Source organism: uncultured Kriegella sp., from assembly GCF_963975415.1.
Classification (GTDB): Bacteria; Bacteroidota; Bacteroidia; order Flavobacteriales; family Flavobacteriaceae; genus Kriegella.
Window position 1 is genome coordinate 134,450 of record NZ_CAXBGN010000009.1, and the last position, 12,028, is coordinate 146,477.

The 12,028-nt window shown below is 39.7% G+C and carries 9 protein-coding genes; 2 read left to right on the top strand and 7 right to left on the bottom strand.

Going from position 1 to position 12,028, the window contains the following annotated elements:
• Positions 1 to 162: 162 nt before the first annotated feature.
• Positions 163 to 1,104: a nitronate monooxygenase gene (locus AACZ88_RS18045; protein ID WP_339713269.1), complete on the bottom strand. Its 942-nt coding sequence runs from the start codon at positions 1,102 to 1,104 to the stop codon at positions 163 to 165.
• Positions 1,105 to 1,162: 58 nt separating this feature from the next.
• Complete coding sequence (gene mnmA / locus AACZ88_RS18050) at positions 1,163 to 2,353, bottom strand: tRNA 2-thiouridine(34) synthase MnmA (protein ID WP_339713271.1); 1,191 nt, start codon at positions 2,351 to 2,353, stop codon at positions 1,163 to 1,165.
• Positions 2,354 to 2,662: 309 nt separating this feature from the next.
• On the opposite strand from mnmA, the gene AACZ88_RS18055 reads away from it, so the two are divergent.
• Positions 2,663 to 4,177, top strand: a complete 1,515-nt coding sequence (locus AACZ88_RS18055; RefSeq protein ID WP_339713274.1) for a fasciclin domain-containing protein — start codon at positions 2,663 to 2,665, stop codon at positions 4,175 to 4,177.
• Between the two features lie 880 nt (positions 4,178 to 5,057).
• On the opposite strand, the gene yidC is transcribed toward AACZ88_RS18055, so the two are convergent.
• From yidC to AACZ88_RS18070, 3 genes are all read right to left on the bottom strand, one after another.
• Positions 5,058 to 6,908, bottom strand: coding sequence for a membrane protein insertase YidC (gene yidC, locus AACZ88_RS18060; RefSeq protein ID WP_339713277.1), 1,851 nt, complete (start codon positions 6,906 to 6,908; stop codon positions 5,058 to 5,060).
• A 136-nt stretch (positions 6,909 to 7,044) separates the two neighbouring features.
• Positions 7,045 to 8,682: a CTP synthase gene (locus AACZ88_RS18065; protein ID WP_339713280.1), complete on the bottom strand. Its 1,638-nt coding sequence runs from the start codon at positions 8,680 to 8,682 to the stop codon at positions 7,045 to 7,047.
• Positions 8,683 to 8,730: 48 nt separating this feature from the next.
• On the bottom strand, positions 8,731 to 8,973 hold the full coding sequence (locus AACZ88_RS18070) for a DUF3820 family protein (protein ID WP_339713282.1): 243 nt from the start codon (positions 8,971 to 8,973) through the stop codon (positions 8,731 to 8,733).
• 46 nt (positions 8,974 to 9,019) lie between these two features.
• Here AACZ88_RS18070 and AACZ88_RS18075 point away from each other — a divergent pair, with 46 nt between their 5' ends.
• Positions 9,020 to 9,889, top strand: coding sequence for a TIM barrel protein (locus AACZ88_RS18075; protein ID WP_339713284.1), 870 nt, complete (start codon positions 9,020 to 9,022; stop codon positions 9,887 to 9,889).
• Between the two features lie 130 nt (positions 9,890 to 10,019).
• On the opposite strand, the gene AACZ88_RS18080 is transcribed toward AACZ88_RS18075, so the two are convergent.
• Together AACZ88_RS18080 and AACZ88_RS18085 are read right to left on the bottom strand one after the other, a co-directional pair.
• Positions 10,020 to 11,231, bottom strand: a complete 1,212-nt coding sequence (locus tag AACZ88_RS18080; RefSeq protein ID WP_339713286.1) for a CHASE2 domain-containing protein — start codon at positions 11,229 to 11,231, stop codon at positions 10,020 to 10,022.
• Between the two features lie 5 nt (positions 11,232 to 11,236).
• Positions 11,237 to 11,989: a hypothetical protein gene (locus AACZ88_RS18085; RefSeq protein ID WP_339713288.1), complete on the bottom strand. Its 753-nt coding sequence runs from the start codon at positions 11,987 to 11,989 to the stop codon at positions 11,237 to 11,239.
• Positions 11,990 to 12,028: the final 39 nt, after the last annotated feature.

Consider the following 12,028-nt stretch of genomic DNA (forward strand, 5'->3'; position numbering starts at 1 on the left):
ATTGCTTTATTTTTCTATTTTATTAAATGCAGGGTAAATATAAGTAACCTCTAAGGTATTTTCTAGGTTTTCAAATGGATTTGAAGGGAGTTTTGTCATCTCACAAGAATTTTCGCAATACTGAAAGTTTTACTGATAAAAACTTACGTTATCGTAATCAACTTACGATATAGCTATTTCGCTTTTGGCCAGTTCGAACTCCGTTATCAATTCAGCGATAATTTGTGATGCCGGTTTGATATCATGAATCAGGGCGGCCACTTGGCCAATTTCTAATTCACCCATTTCAAGATTACCTTCGAACATGCCCTTTTTGGCCCTTCCTTTTCCCAATAATATTTTTAGTTCGTCTACGGTTGCACCCTTTTTGTAAGCCAGCTGCACTTCTTCATAGAAGGCATTCTTTAGCAAGCGAACAGGTGCCAATTCTTTCAAAGTCAACTGGGTGTCACCCTCACCTGCTTCCACCACCCGTTGTTTGAAAGATTGATGAGACGAAGCTTCTTCACTAGCTACAAAACGACTGCCTACCTGCACGCCCTCGGCACCCAAAACTATAGCTGCTAGCATAGCACGGCCGGTACCAATACCACCTGCGGCAATTAACGGAACATTTATACGCTCCTTTACGGCCGGAACCAAAACTAACGTAGTGGTTTCATCCCTACCATTATGTCCTCCGGCCTCAAAACCTTCGGCTACTACGGCATCTACCCCGGCCTCCTGCGCTTTTAGAGCAAACTTCACACTACTGACCACATGTACAACGGTAATTCCCTTTGCCTTCAAATAAGAGGTCCAGGTTCTAGGGTTTCCGGCAGAAGTAAATACAATTTTGACTCCCGATTCCACAATAATCGACATAATCTTGTCAATTTCAGGATATAGCATAGGTACATTCACCCCGAAAGGTTTGCCGGTCGCCTTTTGACATTTTTCAATATGCTCGTAAAGTATTTCGGGGCGCATACTTCCAGCGCCGATTAGGCCAAGACCACCTGCATTGGAAACAGCCGAAGCCAACCGCCAACCACTCGCCCAAACCATACCAGCTTGAATTATGGGGTATTCGATACCAAAAAGATTTGTAATTCTATTTTGCACAAAAAGATATTAGAAAATATAATGGTAAACACCAATCAACAAAATTATAAAGGTGCATCTAAGAAATAACTCCTGAACCAATCAATTCATCGGTTATATACCAAGCGACAAACTGCCCTTCCGTGATAGCCGATTGTTTTTCTTCAAAATCAACATACAGTCCGCCATCGACTTTATACAAGGTAGCCTTCTGTAGCGGTTGGCGATATCGAATTCGGGCCATCACCTCCATTTTTTCATCCAACTGCAATGCTAAGTCGGGTCGCAACCAATGCAATTCGTCATTACTTACGAACAAGGTATTTCTATAAAGTCCTGGATGGCTCTTACCCTGACCGGTATAAATTACATTCTCTACCACATCGGTTTCAATAACGAATAACGGTTCTTTAGTGCCTCCTACATCTAAACCCTTACGTTGCCCCTTGGTAAAATAATGAGCACCTTGATGCTCTCCCACGACCTTGCCGTCTTCGATATGATATTTTGGTTTTTTAGAGCGGTATGCCAATTCTTCCCGTAACGTAGCAAACTTTGGCTGCAATCTATTGTATTGCGAATCATCGGACGGTACTTCAACAATGACCCCCTTTTTGGGTTTTAGTTTTTGCTGTAAAAAATCGGGCAATCTTACCTTACCGATAAAACAAAGCCCTTGTGAATCTTTCTTTCCAGCAGTAATCAAGCCGTTGTCAGCAGCTATCTGACGTACCTCAGGTTTGGTCAATTCGCCAATCGGAAACAACGTTCGCGACAACTGCTCTTGAGAAAGTTGGCATAAAAAATAAGATTGATCTTTGTTTCCATCTTCTCCCGCCAATAAACGATACGTTTTAGAACCGCCCGTATTTTGAAGCGTTCCTTTACGACAATAATGCCCCGTAGCCACATAGTCTGCCCCCAGTTGCAAGGCAATTTTAAGAAAAACGTCGAATTTTATTTCACGGTTGCAAAGCACATCAGGATTTGGTGTACGACCTTTTTCATATTCATCAAACATATAATCAACAATGCGCTCTTTGTATTCAGCGCTCAAATCTATCGTTTGAAAAGGAATTCCCAACTTTTCGGCAACAATTAATGCGTCATTGCTGTCTTCCAACCAAGGACATTCTTCTGAAATGGTCACCGAATCGTCGTGCCAATTTTTCATAAAAAGCCCGATAACCTCATACCCTTGCTCTTTCAACAAATATGCTGCAACGCTAGAATCTACACCTCCCGAAAGTCCAACAACTACTTTTTTCATTACCTAATATTAAAGTGCAAAAATACGAAAATGTAATTCAATTAAGATCAACACCATGCTTTTGGGATTCATTTATGATTCAATTAGGGGCAGTCATTCGTTCAAAAAACACACCTATATCATCAACATCAGCGGTGAAGTTTTGCATTCCTCACTCACAAATTTAAACAAAACTAAATTTTGTTTAATATTTTTTAATTATTATTAAACAAAAGTTAAATATGTTTTGACTTTCGTTTTGTTTTGATATTATTGTTTAATCATTTAATAAAAAAGTTAAACATTTATAATCTAACACTCCATATCATTATGAAAAAGGTTTTATTACAATCTAAAATTTTATTTGCAGCATTGCTCCTTTCGTTGACCATATCATGTAGTAGCGATGACGACACAAATATGGAACAAGAGACCAGTTTAAATATTGTTGAACTTGCTCAAAACGAAAGCACACTAAGTAATTTGGTAGCTGCATTACAACAGGCAGATGCAGGCTTGGTCGAAACTTTAAGCGGAAATGGTCCCTTTACCGTATTTGCGCCTTCAAACGATGCCTTTAGTGACTTACTCGATGCCCTTGGCGAAAACTACAATAGCCTTGCTGATTTTGATGAAGAAGCTGAGAAAAACCTGCTACGGGATATTCTTCTGTACCACGTACTTAGCTCCCAAGTAATGGCGGCCGATTTGACCCAAGGAAATGTTTCAACAGCATTAAGCGGTAGCAGCATCGAAGTGATCGCCTCAGGAAGCACATTTGTCTTGGGAGACGCCTCCAGCGTTAATGCCAACATTACTGGTACCGATATCATGGCTTCCAATGGAGTCGTACACCTTATCGACAAGGTATTGCTTCCGCAATCGGCTATTGACTTTGTTACCGAATTAAATAGCCAGAACATTCCTAAATTGGCCATGGCCACTGACGACCTGAGTCTATTGGTCGATGCTTTGGTGCAAGCCGATGCTGATTTGGTAGCAACCCTTAGTGGAGATGGTCCGTTCACAGTGTTTGCTCCGACCAATGCTGCATTCGCTGCCCTGTTAGATGACTTGGGTGATGAGTATAACAGTTTGGCCGATTTTGATACCGAAGATGAAAAGACACTTTTAGCAAAAATTCTCACGTATCACGTGGTAGGGTCGGCAGCACTTTCTACCGACTTAAGTGAAGGCCAGGAAATCGAAACGGTTCAAGGAGAAAATATTGTGGTTAGTCTTGTCGGCGGTGTATTTACCGATGATGCCACTGATGAAAATGCCCAAGTTATACTTGCCGACCAAATGGCCAGTAACGGAGTTGTACATGTTGTCGACAAAGTTTTACTACCACAAGAAGTATTGGACGCTCTAAAACCAAACATGGTCGAATTGGCACAAGCTGTCGACGACCTCAGTCTTTTGGTAGAAGCACTGGTGCAGGCCGACGCCGACTTAGTGGCAACGCTTAGCGGAGATGGACCGTTCACAGTGTTTGCTCCGACCAATGCTGCGTTCGCTGCCCTGTTGGATGACTTGGGTGATGAGTATAACAGTTTGGGCGATTTTGATACCGAAGCAGAAAAAGAACTCTTGACCAAAATTCTAACGTATCACGTTGTTGCGACCTCTGCCCTATCTGCTGATCTAAGCGACGGACAAGAAATCGAAACAGTTCAGGGAGAAAATGTTATCATCAGTTTACATGGAGGTGTATTTATAGATGATGCTACCAATGCAAACGCTGAAGTAATACTTGCCGATCAAATGGCGAAAAATGGTGTAGCCCACATTGTAGACAAGGTTTTGCTTCCTCAAGAGGTTTTAGACTTACTAGGTCACTAATTTATAAAACCTATCAAGACTTTATAGATTGGCTGTTGATACTCCATCTTGCTAAACTTTCATTTATAAGAAGGGCAAGATGGAGTTTTTTATAGGATTTATAGATTTAAGAAGGCACGGGCAGGTCATAAAATCAATAAAAGCATCTTGGGATAACGTCAAAAATAAAATAAGCCACCCACATTAAAACAAAATAACAGTTTAGAATTTTGCAGGGGATACCCTTACATCAGAATCGTACCGCTTAGCATACAAAAAAAGGCACTTGACAACTAAGATTTTTTACAGGATGGATTCAGCCCCATATTTGCAGTCCCAAATCTTACCAAACCAAAACAAACAATGCTAAAAGTCTCGACCAGAAGGTTGGGACTTTTTTTAATTTCCACCTTTTCTTTCGCCAATTGCATCGCTATTTAAGGTTTTATCAAAATTGTAGGGTTTGCCATACAAAAATGAACACTTGACAACTAAGTTTTTTTTTAGGATGGGTTATCCCCCATATTTGCAGTCCCAAATCTTACCAAATTAAACCTAACATTGCTCAAAGCCTCCACTAAAAATGGAGGTTTTTTTTGTAGCCCATTACAAGAAAATAAGAGCAGCAGTTTCAAAAAAAGCTTCCAAATGAGCGTTTCATCAAAATAGCAAGAATTAGCATACAAAAAATGGCACTTGACAACTAAGTTTTTTCAAAACGGTAAATATAGGCCATATTCGCAGTCCCAAATCTTACCAAATTAAACCTAACAATGCTAAAAGCCCCGACCAAAATGTCGGGGCTTTTATCTTTAAAAACTTTATTTAAAAAAATAGAAAAAAGGCATGGGCTTCTATTTTCGACCAAAACCAAATTTCGGGCATTCTTTACTTTTCCGAATTACTTGCCCGCTTTTTTCTGTTGCTCCGCTTGTTCCATCATTTCACGCATTTTCTTCTGAAACTTGTTTTCCTTTTTAGGTTTCTTTTTGTTTTCCTGAATCTGTGCATGAATTTTATCGTTGTCAAGTATAAAATTCTTTATGACGAGCATGATACCAATAGTAATCAGGTTAGAAACAAAATAATATAAACTCAGACCACTAGCATAGTTGTTGAAGAAGAACAACATCATGAAAGGCATCAAGTACATAATGAACTTCATGTTAGGCATACCAGGCTGCGTTGGCATGTTCTGGCCTGTCGTCATGTTCATATAGAAGAAAATAGCAATGGATGCCAAAATTGGGAACAAGCTTACATGATCTCCGTAAAAAGGAATACTAAAGGGCAAATGGGCTATCGCATCATAGGATGAAAGGTCATCGGCCCACAAAAATGCTTTTTGCCGAAGTGCGAAAGAAGTCGGAAAAAACATAAACAAAGCATAAAAAATAGGCATTTGTAGTAATGCGGGAACGCATCCACTCATCGGACTAACACCTGCCTTGCTATAGAGCTTCATGGTCTCTTGCTGCTTTTTCATGGCGTTGTCTTTATACTTCTCGCCCAATTCCGTGATTTCAGGCTTAAGCACTTTCATCTTAGCTTGCGAGAGGTACGACTTATAAGTAACCGGCGACATGGCCAATCGCACTAAAATAGTCATTACGACAATAGCGATACCAAAAGGCAAAAACGAACTCAAAAATGAATAGAATGGTGTAAACACATAACGGTTAATCCAACCGAAAATACCCCATCCGAAATAAATAGTATCATCTAGACCATATTCTTCATATTTGCTTAAAACCGCAACATCGGTTGGGCCGTAGTACCAGTTTAAATTCTCGGCAAGTTCACCACCTTCTAACGCTAAAGGAATCGAAACACCAAAATCTTTGGTAAAACGTACATCTAGGCTCTCTTCTTCAACTAAATTTTTAGATTCTAAATCTGCTGTTTTAAAGTTTTTCTTTGTTGCCAAAATTGAAGTGAAAAAGTGTTGCTTAAACGAAAGCCACTTCACATCTTCTTCTGTATCACTATCATCACTAGCTGCGGATAGGTAATCAATTTTACCTCCCTCAAAGTTATACATCATCTCTGTATAACGGTTTTCATACTCCACACTTTTGCTGTGTCTAATTCCTTTTAAGTTCCATTCTAAATTAATGGGTTGGTTACCGTTGATGACCCTATTAAGGCCTTGGGAGCGAATGGTAAAGTCTATTAAGTAATCGGAAGGTTTGATTTCATATCGAAATTCAAGAAATTCACTCGCCGATACCTTGGCCTTTAAGGAAAGAACTTGATTTTCACCACTTATTGATAGTGAGGGTTCAAAGAACAAATCTTTGGTATTCAAAACCCTATTATCGGAAGTGGAAAAACTCAGGCCAAAAGCAGCATTGCCATCTTTTACCAAATAAACCGGTATCGAATCATACGTATGAAACTGCTTCATTCGGGCTTCGGTAATATACCCTCCCTTATTGCTAATGGTCAAATGAACAAGATCGTTTTCTAAAGAAGTGCTGGCATTTGAAGGCGCTGTGAAACCAAAGGCACCAATAGCGCTTTTATATTGTGCTATAGCGGTAGAATCTTGTAGGTTTATCTGTGAAGGCATACCAATACCCGTATCTGGCCCATCACTATTGCCGGTCTGGGCATCTACCTGTTCTTGTTTTGCCTTTTGTGCCTCCAACTCCTCGGGAGTGGGCCTATTTTGGTAAAACATAAAAATGAGTATCCCAAAAATCAGAACAAATCCAATTATCGAATTTATATCAACCTTCTTTTCTTCCATCTATCTAAATCAATTTACATTTGTTCGAACAATAGGTACTCAATCATTCGGTTTTCCCATCCACGTTCAAACGTCAGGAAATAATTTAAACCGTCATGTACCTTCAGCCAAGCAAATATATGTCCAATTCTAAATTTTATGCCAAACTGGCATTAGTTTGTCGTTTTTTATGTTGTAAAGCCGCTTTTACAAATCCTACAAAAAGTGGATGTGGGTTGGCTACCGTACTTCGGTACTCAGGGTGATATTGTACCCCAATAAACCACGGATGTTCAGGAACTTCCACCACTTCTACAAGTCCGGTTTTTGAATTTATTCCAGAAGAAATAAGGCCCGAGCTTTCCAATTGTTCTTTATAAGCATTGTTATATTCATATCGGTGGCGGTGTCGTTCCGAGATTTGAGAAGCTCCGTTATAAGACTCCTGTACCAAACTACCATCCAACAGTTCACAATCCCATGCGCCCAAACGCATAGTGCCTCCCTTGTTGACAATGCTCTTTTGTTCTTCCATCAGATTGATGACCGGATCGGTGGTACCTCCATCCATCTCAGTAGAATTAGCATCCGTTAGTTTCAACACATTTCGTGCATATTCGATCACTGCCATTTGCATTCCTAGACAGATGCCCAAAAACGGAATTCGGTTTTCGCGCGCATATTGCACTGCTTTTACCTTACCCTCGATACCGCGCTCACCAAACCCCGGCGCTACAAGAATACCATCCAAGCCTTTCATTTTAGTTTTAAGATTAGAATCGGATAAGTGTTCTGAATGTATTGATCTTACGTTGACCCGAACTTCATTAGTGGCACCTGCATGAATAAATGATTCCAATATCGATTTGTACGAATCTTGGAGTTCTACATATTTTCCTACCAAGCCTATGGTTACTTCATGCTTCGGATTCTTATGTCGTTCTAGAAACTCTTTCCATTGCCCCAAGTCTGGTGCGGTTTCATCCGACAAGGCCAATTTTTTCAAGGTTACGGTATCTAATCCTTCATGCTGCATCAAAACGGGAACGTCATAAATTGTGGAAGCATCGATAGACTGTATCACTGCTTCGCGTTTAACGTTACAGAACAATGCCAATTTATCTTTTATTTCATCTGAAATCTCATGCTCTGTCCGGCACACTAAGATATCAGCCTTAATTCCACTTTCCATTAAAGTCTTCACCGAATGTTGTGTAGGCTTTGTTTTTAATTCACCGGCCGCAGAAAGAAAGGGAACCAACGTCAGATGAATCACAATACCATTATTATCACCCAATTCCCAAAGCAATTGCCGTACCGCTTCAATATAGGGCAACGACTCGATATCACCGACCGTGCCACCAATTTCAGTAATAACGATATCATATTCGCCGCTTTTGCCCAATACCTGAACACGTTCTTTTATCTCATTCGTGATATGGGGTACGACCTGTACCGTCTTACCCAAAAATTCACCTCGCCGTTCTTTTTCGATGACACTTTGATAAATTCTACCGGTAGTAACGTTATTGGCCTGCGATGTTCTTACGTTTAAAAAACGCTCATAATGCCCCAAATCAAGATCAGTTTCAGCTCCGTCATTGGTAACATAACATTCCCCGTGCTCATATGGGTTCAGGGTACCTGGATCAACGTTGATATAGGGGTCTAATTTTTGAATTGTGGTCTTATATCCCCTGGCCTGCAGTAATTTGGCCAATGAGGCGGCAATGATTCCTTTTCCAAGAGACGATGTAACTCCTCCCGTAACGAAAATGTATTTTGTATCTGGCATGCTAGTTTCCTTGTTACGGGGCTCAAAGATACAAATTGCAATAGGAATTTATGGGGAATCTTTAGGAAAATCTTTTTGAATTCTATAGATCAATGGCTCAAGACCATTAACCTTTATCTCGAGCATCGCCTCTAATAAATTGCCCAACTTACCCTGTGGAAAGCCATTCTGACGAAACCAAACCAAATAGGGTTCAGGAAGATCAATCAAATAGCGACCTTTAAATTTGCCAAAAGGCATTCTATAATAGGCCAACTCGATAAGTTTTCGTTTGTCTGGTGATATTTCCATTTGTGGGTTTAAAAATATATCTTTAATCCCGATTATTCATGGTATTATGAAAAGAAGAACATTTATTGGAACATCGGCAGCAGCTTCAGTCGGCGTGCTTGCCTATAAAAACGGAAATGCAATGCCGAACGCCCAAAGCGACACCTATAAACTAAAGAACAATATCAATCATAGCGTTTGTAGATGGTGCTACAAAGACATTCCGATGGAAGATTTTCTGAAGAACTTGAATGAATTGGGTATTAAAGCCATGGATCTTACCGGACCTGAAGATTGGCCGTTAATGAAAAAATATGGAATTCATTCCTCTATGTGTTGGGGCGCAGGTTTTGGTATTGAAAAAGGATGGAACGACCTTAGCTTGCACAAAGAACTTATTGCCGATTACACCCAAATGATACCGAAAGTAGCGGAAGCCGGTTTCACCAACCTGATATGTTTTAGCGGAAACCGCAATGGTATGGATGATGCTGTAGGATTAAAAAATTGTGCGGAGGGACTAAAAAAAATCATGCCCATTGCCGAGAAGCATGGTGTGATGGTTCAAATGGAACTATTGAACTCTAAAGTAAACCACCCAGACTATATGTGTGATAAGAGTGCGTGGGGTGTTGAACTTTGCAAACAAATTGGTTCCGAAAACTTTAAACTGCTCTACGATATTTACCATATGCAGATTATGGAAGGGGATATTATTCGCAACATTCAAGATTTCAATCAATACTTCGGGCACTACCATACCGGAGGCAACCCGGGCCGCCATGAAATCGATGAAACGCAAGAGCTATTTTACCCTGCGATTATGAAGGCCATCTTAAAAACGGGTTATAAAGGCTATGTTGCCCAAGAGTTCGTGCCTTCTTGGGACGACCAGATTGCTGCTTTAAAACAAGGTGTCACGATTTGTGATATCTAAACTGACGGGGCATTCCGGTTATTTCGAAGGAATACTATAAAATAATTAGTAGCTTAAGGCATTCCTTCAATTCAAACAAGCAACTCACGGCGCAACTGTCGCCTTGAATCTTTTCCTTTATGGATTATTTTCATGTAGTCGGTTTTCTTTTCCTACCGCTCCTAGGCCCTATATTTAACCTTCTTTTAATTCTGAGGTAATGAAAATGACGGTTTACGACGATGTTTTCCAAATAAAAGAAAACCCCCATGTAAACCAAATTGAAGTTGCTTCCGAAAATAGCATTGATTAAAATCGAAAAAAACGACATCGCCAACACATAGCTTGCCCCCCCCACGAGACCACCAAGTAAAGGAAATTTAAAAATCCTACTTTCCACTTTACTCTGCTTGGTGATAATTAAAAATGAAAAAAACAGAAAAATAAGTAAGAGACTGGCTACCAACCCAAATGAAATTTTAGGGTACCCCTTCTCCAAGGCTAAAAAAGCATTCAATAAAATCAGATGCGAAGGTGTCTTTGGATCGTAGACCGTTTTTTTGAGGTTATTGTAATAATCGCCGATAATTATAATCTTACCCTTTGTGAGCTCGGCAAGATGGGCATCATCAAATAATAAAATATCACCTAGGTCAATGGGTCGGATTACCGCGTCATTTTTCACTTCATATTCTGGTGTAAAATCGTTAAATATCAAAGAACCGTTCAATCGACTAAAGAAAAAGCCATCGTCTATTTTCTTGTCATACAATGCTTCATACATTTTAAGCGGCATAGATTTTAAGAGCCTATCGCCAGATTTTTCAAAAAGGCGATACTTGCTAAACGATCCCCCTGGCGTATATATGGCATCTAAACCTAAATTAAGCGCTCTAAATTCCGGTAGCAACCTATTAATATCCTCACCCTGTGCTACCACTATATTTTGAGTATTGGATATTGAAGAAAGTAAATCGTTATCGTATTCAGAAGGCTGATCGAACAGCACGTTACAAATAATATACCGATAATTCTGAAAAATTTTGATACGTTTAAAGAATCGGGCCAGTTTTTCTCGATCTAAGATATCAATATTGCCCCTTTGCAAGCCCTTGAAATCAGCCTCTCCCAAAACATTCTCATAATGGGGCACCAACATTCTATCATAACTGGTATTGATAATCAAAAATTCCTTTTTATAACTTTCAGGGGTCTCTGAGATCGACATATTCTTGACCAGAGGACCAAGAAAGAAAAGTTTACTGTTTTCCCCAGGTAGAATATGACTCTTCTGAAGCACAAAAAACAACAGCAAAGCGCCCAAGGTGTTGATTATGCAAAATTTAATTTGTTTCCTGTTCATATTAACTAATTCCTCCGGAAATCTGTAAGCTCAATATCAGAGCCATAGCTATCTTTTAAATAGGCCTTCAATTCTGCATCGACTTCAGCAGCAGCTTTTCCCTTCTTTTCTAAAAGACCTTCAAGAAGCGCTAATTCATCCCTGACACTTTCGAAATCCTTAAAAACATAATGCACCCCCTTCATTACCTTATCAGTATCTGAAACTGCATCGTAAAAACCGATAGTGCCGTAAGAGAGCGTATCTTCAGTGCCATCATGCCCCGGTTCTAATATGTCATGGCTGATGAACAGCGTTTTCTCTTCATGCAGCATGAGTTTTTTTCGTACCACATCAGCATTCTTTTTATATTCAAAAAAATAATGCGAGTCCTCATCTTTTGGAACAAAAAAGACTTTCACTTTCTTAGGTCGCATCAATCTGTTTTTTTCAATAAATAGATAGGAAAAGACATCATCTCCCCCTCGGGTAGACGTATATTCTTTTTGTGTGAGCATACTTTTTTTTCCCGTAAATCGCGAAGGATGGCACAAAAATACATATTCTTCCTGGTCCATATTCCATAATCTAGCCATGTCGTTGATCGTGGAAAATTGAAAGCTGTCTTTTGCAACAACCTTTATAATATTACCCCTAGAAACAGGTATGGAATCAGTACCATAGGTGATTTTCCCTCTAACCTGAAAGACTTGGAACTCCTCGGCTTGTGAAAAAAGCGGCTGCACAACAAGTAAAAGCAAACAAATAACAATCTTCATCCAATATAAAATTCAAATTATTTCAATACTTTTTCAGGA

Excerpts from the sequence above, each read along its gene's own strand:
- mnmA (WP_339713271.1), bottom strand. The coding sequence starts at position 2,353 with ATGAAAAAAGTAGTTGTTGGACTTTCGGGAGGTGTAGATTCTAGCGTT.
- AACZ88_RS18055 (WP_339713274.1), top strand. The coding sequence starts at position 2,663 with ATGAAAAAGGTTTTATTACAATCTAAAATTTTATTTGCAGCATTGCTC.
- yidC (WP_339713277.1), bottom strand. The coding sequence starts at position 6,908 with ATGGAAGAAAAGAAGGTTGATATAAATTCGATAATTGGATTTGTTCTG.
- AACZ88_RS18065 (WP_339713280.1), bottom strand. The coding sequence starts at position 8,682 with ATGCCAGATACAAAATACATTTTCGTTACGGGAGGAGTTACATCGTCT.
- AACZ88_RS18070 (WP_339713282.1), bottom strand. The coding sequence starts at position 8,973 with ATGGAAATATCACCAGACAAACGAAAACTTATCGAGTTGGCCTATTAT.
- AACZ88_RS18075 (WP_339713284.1), top strand. The coding sequence starts at position 9,020 with ATGAAAAGAAGAACATTTATTGGAACATCGGCAGCAGCTTCAGTCGGC.
- AACZ88_RS18080 (WP_339713286.1), bottom strand. The coding sequence starts at position 11,231 with ATGAACAGGAAACAAATTAAATTTTGCATAATCAACACCTTGGGCGCT.
- AACZ88_RS18085 (WP_339713288.1), bottom strand. The coding sequence starts at position 11,989 with ATGAAGATTGTTATTTGTTTGCTTTTACTTGTTGTGCAGCCGCTTTTT.